The organism is Nanchangia anserum, assembly GCF_015240065.1.
In the GTDB taxonomy this organism is placed as follows: Bacteria; Actinomycetota; Actinomycetes; order Actinomycetales; family Actinomycetaceae; genus Nanchangia; species Nanchangia anserum.
This window is the reverse complement of record NZ_CP060506.1, coordinates 610,002-627,249: the sequence shown is the minus strand read 5'-3', so window position 1 is coordinate 627,249 and position 17,248 is coordinate 610,002. Positions and strand designations below refer to the sequence as shown.

General features: G+C 61.7%; 12 protein-coding genes, 3 rRNA genes and 3 pseudogenes. All 18 read right to left on the bottom strand.

What is annotated here, in order from left to right; all coding sequences use genetic code 11:
- Window positions 1-20: 20 nt before the first annotated feature.
- On the bottom strand, window positions 21-704 hold the full coding sequence (locus H8R18_RS02890; RefSeq protein WP_194189373.1) for a PfkB family carbohydrate kinase: 684 nt from the start codon (window positions 702-704) through the stop codon (window positions 21-23).
- 282 nt (window positions 705-986) lie between these two features.
- A pseudogene (locus tag H8R18_RS02885) lies at window positions 987-1,582 on the bottom strand (amino acid--tRNA ligase-related protein).
- On the bottom strand, window positions 1,527-1,835 hold the full coding sequence (locus H8R18_RS09890) for an amino acid--tRNA ligase-related protein (RefSeq protein WP_420846895.1): 309 nt from the start codon (window positions 1,833-1,835) through the stop codon (window positions 1,527-1,529). The pseudogene H8R18_RS02885 and the gene H8R18_RS09890 overlap by 56 nt, the downstream one beginning before the upstream one ends.
- Window positions 1,726-2,346, bottom strand: coding sequence for an amino acid--tRNA ligase-related protein (locus H8R18_RS02870; protein WP_194189370.1), 621 nt, complete (start codon window positions 2,344-2,346; stop codon window positions 1,726-1,728). The genes H8R18_RS09890 and H8R18_RS02870 overlap by 110 nt, the downstream gene beginning before the upstream one ends.
- 42 nt (window positions 2,347-2,388) lie before the next feature.
- Window positions 2,389-2,637, bottom strand: coding sequence for a hypothetical protein (locus H8R18_RS09125; RefSeq protein WP_227712925.1), 249 nt, complete (start codon window positions 2,635-2,637; stop codon window positions 2,389-2,391).
- Window positions 2,638-2,726: 89 nt separating this feature from the next.
- Window positions 2,727-2,930: pseudogene (locus H8R18_RS09885) on the bottom strand (phosphatidylglycerol lysyltransferase domain-containing protein); the annotation flags it as partial.
- On the bottom strand, window positions 2,902-3,312 hold the full coding sequence (locus H8R18_RS10045) for a phosphatidylglycerol lysyltransferase domain-containing protein (protein ID WP_476738963.1): 411 nt from the start codon (window positions 3,310-3,312) through the stop codon (window positions 2,902-2,904). The pseudogene H8R18_RS09885 and the gene H8R18_RS10045, both read right to left, overlap by 29 nt.
- Window positions 3,313-3,319: 7 nt before the next feature.
- A pseudogene (locus H8R18_RS02860) lies at window positions 3,320-4,414 on the bottom strand (phosphatidylglycerol lysyltransferase domain-containing protein); the annotation flags it as partial.
- Between the two features lie 4 nt (window positions 4,415-4,418).
- On the bottom strand, window positions 4,419-6,110 hold the full coding sequence (locus tag H8R18_RS02855; RefSeq protein ID WP_191072377.1) for a ribonuclease J: 1,692 nt from the start codon (window positions 6,108-6,110) through the stop codon (window positions 4,419-4,421).
- A gap of 61 nt (window positions 6,111-6,171) precedes the next feature.
- Complete coding sequence (dapA, locus tag H8R18_RS02850) at window positions 6,172-7,068, bottom strand: 4-hydroxy-tetrahydrodipicolinate synthase (protein WP_191072378.1); 897 nt, start codon at window positions 7,066-7,068, stop codon at window positions 6,172-6,174.
- Between the two features lie 2 nt (window positions 7,069-7,070).
- A complete protein-coding gene (locus H8R18_RS02845; protein WP_191072379.1) occupies window positions 7,071-7,565 on the bottom strand; it encodes a GNAT family N-acetyltransferase in 495 nt (164 codons plus the stop codon).
- A 76-nt stretch (window positions 7,566-7,641) separates the two neighbouring features.
- Window positions 7,642-8,388, bottom strand: coding sequence for a 4-hydroxy-tetrahydrodipicolinate reductase (gene dapB / locus H8R18_RS02840; protein WP_191072380.1), 747 nt, complete (start codon window positions 8,386-8,388; stop codon window positions 7,642-7,644).
- A 9-nt stretch (window positions 8,389-8,397) separates the two neighbouring features.
- Window positions 8,398-9,666, bottom strand: coding sequence for a M16 family metallopeptidase (locus H8R18_RS02835; protein WP_194189368.1), 1,269 nt, complete (start codon window positions 9,664-9,666; stop codon window positions 8,398-8,400).
- Between the two features lie 163 nt (window positions 9,667-9,829).
- Window positions 9,830-10,612, bottom strand: coding sequence for a DUF5926 family protein (locus tag H8R18_RS02830; protein ID WP_194189367.1), 783 nt, complete (start codon window positions 10,610-10,612; stop codon window positions 9,830-9,832).
- A gap of 171 nt (window positions 10,613-10,783) precedes the next feature.
- Window positions 10,784-10,900: ribosomal RNA gene (gene rrf, locus H8R18_RS02825) — 5S ribosomal RNA — on the bottom strand.
- A gap of 286 nt (window positions 10,901-11,186) precedes the next feature.
- A 23S ribosomal RNA gene (locus tag H8R18_RS02820) occupies window positions 11,187-14,284 on the bottom strand.
- A gap of 363 nt (window positions 14,285-14,647) precedes the next feature.
- Window positions 14,648-16,190 (bottom strand): 16S ribosomal RNA (locus H8R18_RS02815).
- The 16S, 23S and 5S rRNA genes sit together here, the layout of an rRNA operon.
- A gap of 535 nt (window positions 16,191-16,725) precedes the next feature.
- Entirely contained in the window at window positions 16,726-17,232 is a 507-nt protein-coding gene (locus H8R18_RS02810; RefSeq protein WP_227712857.1) for an arginine repressor, read from the bottom strand.
- Between the last annotated feature and the right edge of the window lie 16 nt (window positions 17,233-17,248).

Here is a 17,248-nt window from a genome sequence, read left to right as displayed (position 1 = left end):
TTGGGCGGCGCGCCGCGCCGTCAGGACAAGGTGGCGGCGAGGCGGGTGATTTCGGCGTCGTCAAGCGCGCCGTGGGCACCGGGACGAGAGACCGCCATCGCACCCGCGACGTTCGCGCGTCGCAAGGCGTCGAGCGGATCGCAGCCCGCGACGAGACCGGCCAGGAAGACGCCCGTGTGAGTAGCGCCGACGCCAAGGGTGTCGACGACGGGGTAATCGAGTGAAGCGACCTGACGCCGCTGTGGATAGGCGCGCGTGCGCAGGTACGCTCCCCGCGCACCATCACGCACGACGGCAATTGCGTTCTCTCCGTGCAGGATCGACAGGAAGTCTGCGGATTCGACGTCGCAGCCGATGACCGCGCCGAGTCGGCGGGCCTGGTCGACGTTTCCGGTGAACACGTCGACCATGGGCAAGATGTTCTCGAGCCAGTCCGCGTGGACATCGCGAACGAGCGAGGAGGCCGCGAGCGCGATCGTGACGCCCTCGGGCAGGCCAGCCACCCAGTGCACGATGACGTCGCGGTAGGAGTCCGATACAAGGTCGCCAGCCGAGATGTAGATGCAGTCCCCGGGGCGAACGGTGAAGTTGCTGAGTGCGCTCAACTCGAGGTCGACCTCGATGCCCGAGGTCATGACGGACGTGTAGTAACCGCCCTCCTCGCGAGGACGGACGGGCCAGGACAGGCCGATGTCGCCGACCATCTCAACCGCCTGGTTGTCGATGAGGACGCCGGTGCATCTCCTGGCGAATGGCCATCGAGTTTGGTCCGGTCCCCAGCGGGCACAGGTTGACGACCTCGGCTCCCACGGAACGCGCCGCCGTGAGGACGTCGAACGCCCCGCCGATACCCGATCGCGCCGACTGAGCCGGAACGGCGCTGCCGCGTTCAGGAAAAAGCGGGGACCTCGAGGCGCAACGTCATGGCGAGCGACGCCACCGAAATGATGCGTCCGTTTGCGCTCGGCATGAGTCACCGCCTCCTTTCACTGACCAACGTCCCCTAGTCCTACCACACGGACGCCGTTAACGCGGCGTTCACGAGACGTCAGGACGCACGAAGGGAACGCAAGGATCTGGCGAATATTGGCACCCGTTGCGGCCATGACCAGGCGATCAACCCCGAGTCCCAACCCGCCCAACGGCGGCATTCCCAGCTCGAGAGTGCGCAAAAAGTCATCGTCGAGACTCATGGCCTCGGGGTCGCCGGCGGCCGCCGCTAGAGACTGTTCGGTGAAGCGTTCGCGCTGGTCGACGGATCGGTCAGTTCGGTGTAGGCGGTGCCCAGCTCCATCCCAAAGGCCACGAGATCCCAGCGTTCGGCCAACCGCGCATCGACGCGGTGGCGTCGCGTCAGCGGCGACGTCGAGACGGGAAAGTCCGTGTAGAACGTCGGATGAATCGTCCGGGCCTCGACCAGGTCGTCGTAGAGCGCCGTGATCATTCCCCCGGCATCCGCCCCGGAGCCGGCTCGATGTCGAACTTGCGGCAGATTTCGGCAAGCTTCTCGGTCGACGTGGTCGTTGTCACGGTTTCCCCAACGGCCTGGGAGACGGCGTCGAGAACCGGGATGACCGGCCACGTTCCCCCGATGTCGAACTCGACCATGTCGACGCCATCGACGCAGGCAACGACGGACCGTGCACGCCCGGGCTGTCGGCGGGACGATGAACGATCTCGCGACCGTGAACCGCGCGCGAGCAACCGCGCGGATAAGGCGTTCGGTCAGCACACCGCATCGTCGTGTAGTCGCCACCGGCGCGGTAGACCTCGAGCGAGGTGAACTCGGGATTGTGTGTGGCGTCTGCGCCTTCGTTGCGGAAGGACCGTCCCATCTCGAAGATCGCGTCCATTCCGGCCACACACAAGGCGCTTGAGGTAGAGCTCGGGGGCGATGCGCAAAAAGACGTCGGTCGAATAGGCGTTGAGATGGGTGACAAACGGTCGCGCGTTGGCACCACCCTGGACGGCCTGGAGCATCGGAGTCTCGACCTCGGCGTAACCTTCCTCGGCGAGGACTCGACGGATCGTCGCGACGGCGGCCGAACGCTGGCGCAGCAAGCGCATCGCCGATGCATCCGTCATGAGGGCGAGGGCGCGTTCGCGAGTACGCGTCTGAGAGTCAAGCTTCGCGTGTCGCGGCGGATGCGGGCGCAGGGCCTTAGCGGCCATCATCCACGATGCCACCTCGATGGATTCCTCGCCCGAACGCGACAGGGTGACACGGCCGGTGACCGTAACGATGTCGAGATCGATCAGTCTCCACGCGGCGAAATCGCGCTCAGCAAGAATACGCCGCTCGGCCAGAGCCCTGAATGCTCGCGCCCTCGCGCGACAAGACGACAAAGATGACCCCCACCAGGTCACGGAACGCGCTCACGCGACCCGTCACCGTGACGGTCGCTCGTCGTGCCCCGGCTGGACTTCGTGATAACGCGCCGGAGTGAGGCCCAGGTCGTATCCCGCAGGGAACGGGTCGTACCCAAGCTCGACCAGGCGCATGGCCTTGTCCCGACGCACGCGTTCCTGCTCGCGCAAGACCACCTCGGTCGCTTCGCGCTGACGCGACTGCCAGTCCTGTCGCAGCTGAGCGAGATAGTCCTCGTCGGGCGTCCAATCGGGTTCGATACTCGGCACGAGGATGGACGGGCGGGCAGGAACCCTTCGAGCATTCCCGATGCCGCCAGCACCATCGACACGGTGGGGTCCGAGGGGTAGCACAGGTAACGCGAATACCAGTCGGGCTGATAACGCGCGTTCGACTCGTACAGCGACTCCAGCTGCCACACTTTCGACGCCTGCCTAAAGGCGAAGAACACGAGCTTCTTCCGCCAGCCGGCATCGACCGCAGCACCCGAGACGAAAACCTGCCGGAACATCGCAAAGTTCAGCGAGATTCCCTCAATCCCCTGATCGCGAGCGGTGTCGATGAGCGCAAATCATCGCCTCAATGACGCCGTTGACTGAATCGGGCTTGCGCCGCATAAGGTCAAGGGACAGCCCGTGCGCGCCCCAGGGCACGAACGTGAGCACGCACTCGATCGTTCCTTCGGCATCGCGAGCGACGACAACGACGGTATCGGCGTCCTCCTCGGCAAACTCGCGCCCAAGTGCATCGAGAATCCGCGTTCGTCCCCGATGCGGTAGCGGTGCGCGGCCTCGACGAGTTCGCGCAGGGTCTCGGGGGCCAGCTCGTATTGGCGATTGATCTCGATCGTGACCCCGGCGCGCCGAACCCGGCGCGCAGCAGCCTTGAGGGCTTTCGCCGACTCCGTCGACGCATCGAAGCGCGAGGGACGCACGATTGCTCATCGCCCATGAGGCGAGCCGACATCTTCGCCTCGGCACGGTAGGCCGCAGCCCCTGCCTCCGAAGCCGAGATGACAGCGGGCACGTATCCGGATTCGTAGGATCCGATGGAATTTCCGGATGGCGTCGCCCAGGAGGAGCGATCCCCGATGGGATCGCCGCCGGCCAACGCGATCCCGGCCGCCAATCCATAGGACACGCACGCCTTGCCGTCGGCAGAAAAAACCACCCGACGGTTGTCGCGCGTCGCGAAGTAGCCCAGCGAATCGGCACTGCCGTAGGCGTAGAGAAGGTTGCGCAGCTGCCGGTCTTCCTCGCGTGTGCGTGAGGACATCGACTGCGCGCGGAAGAACGCGAGAATCGCCGCGATGATGACGATCGCGACCCACACCCCGATGAGAATCGCAAGCCAGTGGGTGCCGTGAATCTGGCCGACGTGATGCCTGCGCATGAGGCCCGGCAAGAACGAGAGGAAGGGCTTGATGAGGTGGAACAGCGACCACCAGATGTCCTCCGACAGCGGTCGGGCCTGGGGCCTTGTCAGCTGAAGCAGACCGACTGAGCCGATGAGACCGATCGCGAGACCACCGATGAGGATAAACACCGTGCGGCCGATCGCCGCCACACCGATGCTGCCGGGAAAATCCCTGCGGTGCCGCCACATCAAGATGATGTTCGCGACCGTGAACATCATGGCGACTACCGTCAGCGCATACCCGACGAAGAGCTCGGCATCAGAGCGGCCGTGGGGAATAAACCACACGAGGATCAGCAACAACGTCGCCGCCCGCAATCCCAGTAGGACGAGGCCAATGATGACGACGAGGCGCTTGCGCAAGAAGGCCAGAACCGCCAGGAAGAGGTAGATGACGACGTACCCCAGCGATACCCCTGCGGGAATACCGAGGATCCATAGCCCGAAGGTCGTCACCGTCGCGATGCCTCTCAGACCCGTCTGGTGCGTGAGGAAACTGACGAGGATCGCGATTGCGGCAATGAGGCAGACCCAGCCGGCAAGGGTCGGGTAGCGCGACGCACTACGCAGCGGCAGCGTTTCGGGACGCGCGTGCTTGTGGCTGGTCGTTGACTGGGACGGGGTCGTCACTGTTCTATACCTCGACAACAACGGGAACGATCATGGGACGGCGACGCAGCCGGCGAGCGATCCAACGTCCGAGCGCGCGCCTGGCCGCCTGCTGCATCTTGTAGGTGTCGACATTGCCGGGTTCGGCGGCGTTGGCAAGCGCAGTCGTCACGTCGCCGAGGACCTCGCGGAACACGGCGTCGTCTTCGGCCATTCCTCGAGCGGTAATGTGTGGGCCGGCGATGAGGTGCCCGGACTCGGCGTCCACAGCGGCAAAAATCGACACGAATCCCTCTTCGCCCAGGGTCAGCCGGTCTTTCAGCTGCCCCTCGCCAATTTCACCGATCGAGCGACCATCAACGTAGACGTACTCGCACGGAACCTGGCCGACGATGTGGGCGCGCCTGTCGATGAGGTCGACGACGACGCCGTCTTCTGCCAGAGCCACCCGATCGGGATCGACCCCCGTGCGAACCGCCAGAGAACCATTGGCAATGAGGTGGCGGATCTCGCCGTGCATGGGCATGACGTTGCGCGGCTGGATGATGTTGTAGGCATACAGCAGCTCACCCGCCGCCGCGTGCCCCGACACGTGCACCTTCGCGTTATCGCGGTGCACGACGTGGACTCCCAATCGCATGAGGGCGTTGATGACGCGGTATACGGAATTCTCGTTGCCGGGAATGAGCGAAGAAGCCAACACGACGGTGTCGGTTTCTGCCAATTCGACGGTCCGATGATTTTGCTGGGCCATGCGCGAGAGCGCCGCCATCGGCTCGCCCTGGGACCCCGTCGCCATATATACGCGGCACTCGGGCGGCAGATCTCGAGCTTCACGCTGGTCGACGAGGATCCCCTCGGGAATGTTGAGGTATCCCCCCTCCGCGGCGATGCGCATGTTACGTTCCATCGACCGCCCGATGAGACAGACCTTGCGCCCCGTCGCCGCGGCTGCGCCGAGCACCTGCTGGACGCGGTGGACGTGCGAGGCAAAGGAGGCCACGACGATCTGGCGCTGCGCGTCGCGGAACACCTGTTTGAGGACGGGACCGATTTCGCATTCTGAGGTGACGAAACCGGGGACCTCAGCGTTCGTCGAATCGACCATGAACAGGTCCACGCCCTCGTCACCCATGCGGGCAAATCCGCGAAGATCCGTAATGCGACCGTCAAGGGGGAGCTGATCCATCTTGAAATCGCCAGTCAGCAAGGCGTTGCCAGCTGCCGTGCGAATCATGATGGCGAGGGCGTCGGGAATGGAGTGGTTGACGGCGAGGAATTCACACCCATAGCCGTCTAGTTCGATGGCGTCGCCCTCGGCGACGACGTGAAGGTGCGTGGTCGGCAGCCGGTGCTCGCGCAGTTTTGCCTCGAGGAAGGCGATCGTCAGCTTCGAACCGTAGATGGGAATGTCCTCGCGCAACCGCAGCAGATAGGGCACCGCGCCGATATGGTCTTCGTGACCGTGCGTGAGCAGCAGAGCCGTCACATCATCCATGCGCTGAGCGATGTAGCTGAAGTCGGGCAGGATGAGGTCCACACCGGGTTGGATCTCCTCGGGGAAGAGCACACCGCAGTCGAGCAGCAGGATCTTCCCGCGATGCTCCATGACCGTCATATTGCGCCCCACTTCGCCCAGTCCCCCGAGGGGAACCACGCGCAGCGAATCGGGATCCGCCGGGGGCGGGGGCGTCAGGTCTGGATACAAAGGCTTCACGGCGCTATTCTTGCACGCCGTTACAACGTGCAAGCGTCACCGCGCGCGGGGCGTGTCCGACCTAAGAGAGCAATCCGGCGCTCACCAACGCTGCCTCGAGCGCCTCCAACTCGGATGCGGTGGCCTCCACCAGCGGCAGGCGCACGCGCGGGGATTCGATGACTCCCATCATGTGCAGCGCGTGTTTGGCCATGACGGCCCCCTGGCCGCCCCCCATGATCGCGTGGACGAGGGGACGCAGGCGCACAGAGATCTCTCGAGCACCCGGCAGATCGCCCTCGCGAACCTTTGCGATCATGTCGCGATACGAGCTGGCCGCGACGTGGCCGACGACGCTGACGCAGCCGGATGCACCGTGAGCAAGCCAGGAATAGTTCAGCCCGTCATCGCCGGAATAGTAGGCCAGCCCCGTACGTTCGCTTCGTTCCTCGCCAACGACCACGTTGCCGGTGGCGTCCTTGACGGCCTGGATTTGGGGGTTCTTCGCCAGTTCGTCAAGAACCTCGTCCGAGAACGCCAGCCCGGTGCGACCAGGAATGTCGTAGAGCATGATGGGCAGATCGCTCACATCGGCAACCGCCCTGACGTGCGCGAGAAGGCCGCGCTGGGAGGGTCGATTGTAATAGGGGCTGACGACCAGCAGGCCATCCGCCCCGGCTTCCGTTGCCGAAGCCGCCATCGCCTGCGCATGGAGGGTGTCGTTGGAACCGGCGCCGGCGATGATGAACACGTCCTCGCCAACGGCCGCACGCACACAGGAAATGAGTTCTTCCTTCTCCGGGCGATGTGTCGTTGGGGACTCCCCGGTCGTGCCCGAGACGAGGATCGCGTCGCACCCATCGGCGACGAGTTTGCGGGCCAGACGAGCCGTCGAATCGAGGTCGAGTTCACCCGACGCTCTAAAGGGCGTGACCATGGCGGTCGACAGCGTACGGAAGGGAGCGGCGGTCGCGATCATCGTTAGCCTTTCGTCGTCTCGAGATCGGTATACCACAGGTGCTGTGTCAGCGACGCCGCCTCCACAGACAGAGTTCGCGCGATGCCCGCGGGGGCAAACCCCGCGTCGGCGAGGAGCCGCGTCACCCAGTCGTCGCCGGCGATGGCCCACTGGCACAGGCGCTGCCCGCCCTGGGATTCGACGGCTTCGGCGACCGCGTTCAACAGGCGGTCTTCATGGCCGAGGCCTCGGCGGTTGGGATCAACCTCGAGGGCGACGATCTCGTAGTCAGGCGAGCGCTCGGCCAGCGGCGTCGCCTCTGCGACCTCTCCGAGCTCAGGCGCGGGAGCTACGGCGGCAAATCCGAAGATCTCCCCGCGCTCACCGGCCGTGATGACGCGGTGACGCAAACTCGGGGGACGCTCAACCGCCTGGCGCCACGAGGTGACGATGACGTCGTTATCGAGACCGAGCTCAAGCCCGGCGTCACCGCTTCCCGCCCGCGCAGCCTCGCGCATCGATGCCGCATGAATTCGGCCCAGAGCGGGGGCATCGTCGCTGACAGCCGGCCTGATCCACGGCTGTCTCGCCGTCTCAGTGTTCAAGGCCGAGCACCGGGGCGAGACCGTGGGTAAGACCGGGGCGATTGCGGACGGCTCGCACGGCGGCGAGAACGCCTGGCATGAAGCTGCTGCGATCAAAACAGTCCGAACGCAGCACCAGCTGCTCGCCGGTGTTCCCGAAGAGGACTTCTTCATGGGCGTTAAGCCCGGCGAGACGCACAGCATGGACCGGGACGCCGGCGACCATTCCCCCACGGCAGCCATCCGGATCCATTTGGGTGGCATCCGGCATGGGTGCCGCGCCCGCATCGCGACGAGCCTGGGCGATCAGTTGCGCGGTTTGCGCGGCCGTACCGGAGGGGGCATCGAGCTTGTTGGGATGATGCATCTCGATCACCTCCGCCGACGTGAAGTAACGTGCCGCCTGGCGCGCGAACTCCATGACGAGGACCGCCGAGATCGCGAAATTCGGCGCGATCAGTGCGTTAACACCGCTGGCGCACGCGTGTTCACGGACCCGTTCCAGGGCGGCGTCGTCCCAACCCGTCGTCCCGACGACCGGAGCAACCCCGGCATCGAGCAACGCATGTACGTTGGCCTCGGTATGGGCGGGAATCGTGAACTCTACCGCAACGTCTGCGCCGCACAGGTGGTCGGCATCAATGGCGTCGTCCGCGTCGAGGCGAGCCACGAGCGTCATATCGTCGACGGCTTCTACGGCCTGACAAGCCGTCTGCCCCATGCGCCCCGCGGCACCGATCACAGCAACTCGGATCATGCTCCCACCCTAGCGAGCGCCGTCCCGCGATGTGTCGTCGTCCAGATCCCGACTGGGGCCGACGACGACGCACGCGCGGGGTGTGCCGATCAACTCGGCCGCCAAATCGCGGACATCCTCGCGCGTGACCGAGGTGACCGCGGCGAGGTGATCGGCGACCGTCGTGTAGGAGCCGCGCACGATTTCAGACCCGCCCAGGCGCGACATCCGCGATCGGTTGTCGTCTAGGCCCAACGCGAATGACCCCCGCAGCTGCCCGTAAGCATCGCTGAGTTCGGTATCGGAGGGGCCCGAGTCAGCCAGGCTCGCCAACTGCTCGAGCATGCGCGCCTCGACGTCGTCGACGCGCTCGCCGTCGCATCCGGCGTAAAGTGCCAGCGCACCGGCGTCGGTATAGCCGAGGCTAAATGCGTAGGTGGAATAAGCTAGTCCGCGCTTTTCGCGCACCTCCTGGAAGAGCCGCGACGACATGCCGCCGCCGAGGATCATGGCCAGCACCGACAAGATCGGCCGACGCGCACTCGTGGCCGAAGGAGCGGCGAACCCCGTGAGAATATGGGTGACTTCCACGGGTTTGGCGATATTCAGACGTTCCGTGACGACCGTGCCCGCGCCGGGTCGACGTGGCGGACACATCAGGGCATCGGCCGCACCGAGGTCCCACCCGCCGTCCTCAAGGCGATCACTTACCATGCGAACCAGCTCATCGTGGTCGACATTGCCCGCCGCCGTGACGATGAGTGTATGAGGCGCGTAGTAGCGGGCATGGTGGCGTCTCACCGCCTCCACGCTCGTGGCCTCGACGGATGCCACTGTGCCGCCGGTGGGACGCGCGAGGGTGCTTCCCGCGCCAAAGATCTGACCGGCGAACGCTTCGTGGGCGACGTCGATCGGGTCGTCTTGAGCCAGTCGCAGCTCATTGATGATGACGCCCCGCTCGAGCGAGAATTCGGACTCGCTCAATTCCGGCGCGGTGACCATGTCGAGGAGAACCGCGCACGCCATCGGCAGGTCCTCGCGCAACACCGTCGCGTAGTAGTTCGTATATTCCTTCGTTGTCGTCGCATTCGTCTCGCCGCCAACGCGATCGAAAGCCCGGGCAATATCGGCGGCGCTGCGCGTTGGCGTGCCCTTGAAGAGCAGGTGTTCGAGGTAATGTGTCGAGCCTTCTTCGCCCGCTTTCTCGTCTCTCGATCCCACGGGAACCCATGCAGCCAGCGAGACCGATGGCGACGTCGAGACGTATTGGCTGATAATCCGCGTCCCGCATGGCAACACCGTGCGGCGGGATCGGAGTGAGGCCCTCGGCAAATTCCTGGTGTGTCCCGCCCTGCAGCGGAAGCGGCGTCGATTCGATGTCTATCATCGCCCCTCATGGTAAGCGAGGGCCGCGGCGCGCACCCACTGGCGCTCCGCGGCCCTCGCTCCACCCCTTCGCAGGTCAGCGGATGGAGACCTGGCGCGACAAGATGCCTTCGCGCACCTGCCGTTCTCGCGCACTCAGTGCCCCGTCCCGCGCGATCGCTTCGTCAATTCTGCTCCGCAATGCCGCCACCGCTTCGGCAATCTCGTCGGCGTTGACTCGACGCGAGAATTCCCATACCGGCGTAACCAAACCCAGCATGCGGAATGCGCCGATGAAGCGAGCATCCAGCGAGCCATCGCTGATGTCGAGCTCACCCGACGCTCGTAGTCGTGCCAAACCGTTAACGACAGCGTCTTCATCATCGGGAAGCACCATGCGGACAAAATCGTGCGTCATCGTCGTCAGGTATGTCGCCCGCTGGCCCGGAACACATTCGCAGGGAACAATCTCCTCGCCCGTGCGCCGGATCGCCTCTTGCGCGTCTTCGTCGCGATCGCCTTCGGCAAGCCAAAAGCCGAGGTCGGGTTCGATCGTGCACGTACCGCGCGTATCGCCGAATAGGTCTTGCAGACTCGGTCCGTGTTGGCGAAGGTTAATGGTCGACGTCGTCGTCTGTTCAGTAACGTCGAGCATCTCCTTGACCACGACGCCAAGGTCGTGCGACGCATCGGCGGTGCGTGAGCGCGTCTGCATCGCGACCAATAGCCGCCCGTCGCTGCGCACCATCGCCTGACCAGTACCGGCGACGATCGTCGCAAAAGTCACCTCTCGCTCGCCGTACTCGGGCGTCGTCGTCAGTGTCAGGGTCGCCGCGGGCAGCAACTCCCGCATCGCTGCCAACTCGAGTTCATTCGCCAATCCCGCGAACGGACGCGGATTCAGTGGCGGAACATACAGATCAGGCCGAGCTGTGGCGCGATTTCGCCGGGAGTTACGTCGAGATTTCTTTCCCATAGCCCCCATTCAAACACGGAGGCCGGCGGACCCATAAAACAAAAATGTGGGTGGTGGGTTGTGGTGGGTCATGTCGTGTGGCAGCGTCTTAGTCTCCCACACCCGCAAAGGTGCAGTACCATCAGCGCTGGCAGGCTTAGCTACCGGGTTCGGAAAGGGACCGGGCGTAACACTACCGCTATGACCACCACACAACACAACCACCACAACACCACCCACACGCAACCACCCACACACACGCGCGAGACAGTCACGAAAACTAGGGCAGCGGACCACAAGGGCCGCAACACCACAGATAGTGTGTGCAAGCCACACCCCACACCCCCCCCCACAAAAACAAGAGGAGGCACGGCCTAGGGGTGTGTGACGTCTGTTGTGACACCCAACCCACACACGCACCACCCACCACCAACAACAGGCCAGGCGACAGGCACGCGTGTGTGAGCTACAAGAGTGTTCATTGTCTATTTATGGCTCGTCGTGTTTGTCATCAGGCAATTAGTACCAGTCAGCTCCACCACTCACGCAGCTTCCACATCTGGCCTATCAACCCCATCATCTCTAGGGACCCTCCCACACAAAGTGTATAGAGACCTCATCTTGGAGCCGGCTTCCCGCTTAGATGCTTTCAGCGGTTATCCATCCCGAACGTAGCCAACCAGCCATGCACCTGGCGGTACAACTGGCACACCAGAGGTTCGTCCGTCCCGGTCCTCTCGTACTAGGGACAGCCCTCCTCAAGTCTCTTAACGCGCGCAGCGGATAGGGACCGAACTGTCTCACGACGTTCTGAACCCAGCTCGCGTACCGCTTTAATGGGCGAACAGCCCAACCCTTGGGACCAACTCCAGCCCCAGGATGCGACGAGCCGACATCGAGGTGCCAAACCATGCCGTCGATATGGACTCTTGGGCAAGATCAGCCTGTTATCCCCGGGGTACCTTTTATCCGTTGAGCGACCACGCTTCCACAAGCCATGGCCGGATCACTAGTTCCTGCTTTCGCACCTGCTCGACCCGTCAGTCTCACAGTCAAGCTCCCTTCTACACTTACACTCAACACCTGATTACCAACCAGGCTGAGGGAACCTTTGAGCGCCTCCGTTACCTTTTAGGAGGCAACCGCCCCAGTTAAACTACCCACCAGGCACTGTCCCTGACCCGGATCACGGGCCGAGGTTGAGATGACCAATTACATCAGAGTGGTATTTCACTTGCCGACTCCACCCCCACTAGCGTGAAGGCCTCACAGTCTCCCACCTATCCTACACAAACATAACCAGACACCAATACCAAGCTATAGTAAAGGTCCCGGGGTCTTTCCGTCCTGCTGCGCGTAACGAGCATCTTTACTCGTAATGCAATTTCGCCGAGTTCGCGGTTAAGACAGCAGGGAAGTCGTTACGCCATTCGTGCAGGTCGGAACTTACCCGACAAGGAATTTCGCTACCTTAGGATGGTTATAGTTACCACCGCCGTTTACTGGGGCTTAACTTCAAACCTTCACCCCCAAAGAGGTTGAGTCTTCCGCTTAACCTTCCAGCACCGGGCAGGCGTCAGTGCGTATACATCGCCTTACGGCTTCGCACGCACCTGTGTTTTTGATAAACAGTCGCTTCCCCCCAACATGTGCCCCCCACAAGCCCTAGCCTAGTAAACAGGCTTCAAGCCATGGGGCCTCCTTCTCCCGAAGTTACGGAGGCAATTTGCCGAGTTCCTTAACCACGATTCTCTCGCTCGCCTTGGTATACTCTACCCAACCACCAGAGTCGGTTTAGGGTACGGGCGGCTCATACTCTCACGCCGAGGCTTTTCTAGGCACCACAGGCACACCCTGTTATCCCCACAAAAAAGTGGGCCACCATCACCCCTCACCCTTCACGCCTCCCGGATTTACCTAGAAGACAGGCTGCGGGCTTGAACACGGACAACCACCGCCGCGCCAGGCTACCACTGTGCGTCACCCCTGTTAACACGCTTGACAACCCACCCATGCCCCACCAAGACCACCACACAACCCACACCCCCGAAAGGGCACAGACAGGCAGTAGCGTCGGTGAGACAACACTGATGAGCGCCATGGACGATTATGAGCCGGTACCAGAATATCAACTGGTCAACCATCGACTACGCCTGACGGCCTCGCCTTAGGACCCGACTAACCCAGGGCGGATAAACCTGCCCCTGGAACCCTTGGTTTATCGGCGGACAGGATTCTCACCTGTCACTCGCTACTCATGCCTGCATTCTCACTCCCACGCAATCCACCACACGCTCACACGGCGACTTCAACTCACGCAGGACGCTCCCCTACCCCACACACCACACAGGTGTATAGCCGCGGTTTCGGCGGTATGCTTAAGCCCCGCTACATTATCGGCGCGGAACCACTTGACCAGTGAGCTATTACGCACTCTTTCAAGGATGGCTGCTTCTAAGCCAACCTCCTGGCTGTCACAGCAACTCCACATCCTTTCCCACTCAGCATACTCTTAGGGACCTTAACCGGCGATCAGGGCTGTTTCCCTCTCGACTACGAAGCTTATCCCCCGCAGTCTCACTGCCCCGCTCAACTTAACGCGCATTCGGAGTTTAGCTGACGTCAGTAACCAACACGGCCCATCAGCCAACCAGTAGCTCTACCTCACGCAAGCACACGAGACGCTGTACCTAAATACATTTCGGGGAGAACCAGCTATCACGGAGTTTGATTGGCCTTTCACCCCTACCCACAACTCATCCCCCCAGTTTTCAACCTAGGTGGGTTCGGTCCTCCACGATGTACTACCACCGCTTCAACCTGGCCATGGGTAGATCACCCCGCTTCGGGTCTACAACACGCAACTACACGCCCTTACCAGACTCGCTTTCGCTACGACTACCCCACACGGGTTAACCTCGCCACGCATCATAACTCGCAGGCTCATTCTTCAAAAGGCACGCCACCACCCACCACACAGGCAGGCTCTGACGGCTTGCAGACGCTTGGTTTCAAGAACTCTTTCACTCCCCTCCCGGGGTACTTTTCACCATTCCCTCACGGTACTAATCCACTATCGGTCACCAGGACGTATTCAGGCTTACCCAGTGGTCTGGGCAGATTCACACGAGATTCCACGAGCCCCGCGCTACTCGGGGACACCACTCAAACCCCACCAAACGATCAACCAGCTACACGACTCTCACGCACTCCGGTACAGCATCCCAACTGTTTCACCTCAACCGTCCGATAGGATCTTGGCCACGGCAGCAACCAACAAGCAGACCCCACAACACCGCACATGCAACCCCTGCCGAGTATCACACACACACGGTTTAGCCATCATCCGCTTTCGCTCGCCACTACTCACGGAATATTTTCCTGTAGGTACTAAGATGTTTCACTTCCCTACGTCACCCACCACAAGACTATCAATTCACCCTGTGGCAACCCGACACAACTCGGGCTAGGTTCCCCCATTCGGAAACCCCCGGATCAACACTCACTCGCCAACTCCCCGGGGCTATCGCCGGCCGCAACGTCCTTCATCGGCACCTGGTACCAAGGCATCCACCAAACGCCCATACCAACAAACACAACAAACCAAAAACAAACAAGAACAAACTCGCTAAACAAGCATCACAAAGACACTCACACACACTATCCAACACACAAACACCACACCCACACCCACAACCAACCCCAACAACGAGACCAGTCACAAGCGAAGCCAACAACACACACCACCAACCACGGTCACCCCACACCCGCACGCCACCAATCAAGGCGACACACGGAACAACAGGGAACTATCAGCAGTGCACAGACGTGTTGTCCCTACACCCAACAGCATGCCGAGCATCCACACCCAAACCACCCCAACAACAACACCCAACCCCTAACAAGACCAGGCGCCATCACTAAGATGATGTTGTGTATAACCAAAAAAATTCTCCCTAGAAAGGAGGTGATCCAGCCGCACCTTCCGGTACGGCTACCTTGTTACGACTTCGTCCCAATCGCTAGTCCCACCTTCGACCACTCCCCCCACAAACGCGGTTAGGCCGCAGGCTTCGGGTGTTACCAACTTTCGTGACGTGACGGGCGGTGTGTACAAGGCCCGAGAACGTATTCACCGCAGCGTTGCTGATCTGCGATTACTAGCGACTCCACCTTCACGGGGTCGAGTTGCAGACCCCGATCCGAACTAAGACGCCCTTTAAGTGATTCGCTCCACCTCACGGTATCGCAACACACTGTAGACGCCATTGTAGCATGCGTGAAGCCCAAGACATAAGGGGCATGATGATTTGACGTCATCCCCACCTTCCTCCGAGTTAACCCCGGCAGTCTCCCACGAGTCCCCACCACAACGTGCTGGCAACATAGGACAAGGGTTGCGCTCGTTGCGGGACTTAACCCAACATCTCACGACACGAGCTGACGACAACCATGCACCACCTGCACACCGACCCGAAGGAAAACCCATCTCTGGACCGATCCGGTGCATGTCAAGCCTTGGTAAGGTTCTTCGCGTTGCATCGAATTAATCCGCATGCTCCGCCGCTTGTGCGGGCCCCCGTCAATTCCTTTGAGTTTTAGCCTTGCGGCCGTACTCCCCAGGCGGGGCACTTAATGCGTTAGCTACGGCGCAGAAACCACAACAGCCCCCACACCTAGTGCCCAACGTTTACAGCATGGACTACCAGGGTATCTAATCCTGTTCGCTCCCCATGCTTTCGCTCCTCAGCGTCAGTAACAGCCCAGAGACCCGCCTTCGCCACCGGTATTCCTCCTGATATCTGCGCATTCCACCGCTACACCAGGAATTCCAATCTCCCCTACTGCACTCAAGCCTGCCCGTACCCACCGCAAGCTAGAGGTTAAGCCCCTAGTTTTCACGACAGACGCGACAAACCGCCTACGAGCTCTTTACGCCCAATAATTCCGGACAACGCTCGCGCCCTACGTATTACCGCGGCTGCTGGCACGTAGTTAGCCGGCGCTTCTTTACCCACTCAACTCAACACACCCGAAGATGCGCCTAGACCATGAGCGAAAGAGGTTTACAACCCGAAGGCCGTCATCCCCCACGCGGCGTCGCTGCATCAGACTTGCGTCCATTGTGCAAAATTCCCCACTGCTGCCTCCCGTAGGAGTCTGGGCCGTATCTCAGTCCCAGTGTGACCGACCACCCTCTCAGGCCGGCTACCCGTCAAAGCCTTGGTAAGCCATCACCCCACCAACAAGCTGATAGACCGCGAGCCCATCCCCCACCAGAAAAAACCTTTCCCAACCCCACCATGCGACAAGGCCAGAATATCCAGTATTAGCCACAATTTCTTGCAGTTATCCCGAAGAAGAGGGCAGGTTACTCACGTGTTACTCACCCGTTCGCCACTCTCACCACACGACGACAAGCGCCACGCGGATCCCGTTCGACTTGCATGTGTTAAGCACGCCGCCAGCGTTCGTCCTGAGCCAGGATCAAACTCTCCAAACAAAACAAAACAGAAAAAACCAACCCCAACCAACACACAACCCCAAAACACACCCACCCACACAAGAGCAAGCACACCCCAGAGCCACACGCCAGCCAGAACCAGTCGATCCCAACCATAAAACGACTACCCAACCACAAACCACACCAACCACCCAGCCAGCCAACACACACCCCACAAAAGAGCACGCATCAACCAAACCAAACAACCAGCGCAACAGTCAGGCCGAGTACCCAAACAAGCATAAACACTCGACACACTGTTGAGAACACAAACAACACACCCACACCCACAACCAACCCCCAAACACGGAGACCAGCCACAGACAAGGCCACACACCCAAGAAACCCAACCACACCAACCGATCCACAAGAACCAGTCCCGGCCAAGCCCTCAACGGCGCAACAGGCATAAACACTACCCACCCCACCCCCACCCGTCAAACCAAAACCACGTGACCCCCGCCACACTATGTGGCGGGGGTCGGCTGCGTCAGTCATCGGGCCCCGACATCACGGGTGACGGTGAGGCAGCCGGTCAATCGATGGCGTCGATCTCGCCCATGGCGAGGCGCAACAGCGAGGTATTGAGGGTGGCCGCAGCCTCGTCGGAGGCGCAGATGACGAGGATCGTATCGTCGCCGGCGACACAGCCAAGCACCTCGTCGAGGCGGGCGTTATCAATCGTCGAGGCGAACAATTGCGCGCCGCCTGCGGGCGTGCGCAGCACGAGGAAGTTGTCTTTCGCCACCGAGGACACGAGCAGGTCCGCGCTCCACGTCGCCAACGCCCCGATGGCCGTGTTCTTGATGGCCTGGGCATCGGTGGACTGCATCTGGGGAAAGGCGTAATACGGTACGCCGTTGGCCATGCGCAGTTTTGTCGCGTGTAACTCGTAGAGATCCCGCGAAATCGTCGCCTGGGTGACGCTGATGCCGTGTTCAGCCAACAATTCGAGGAGGTGAGCCTGCGAGCGCACCTTGCACTGGCTGATGACCTGGACAATCAGCGCTTGGCGGGCAGCCTTCGTATTTGGAGTATCCACCGCGTCCCTCTCTGTG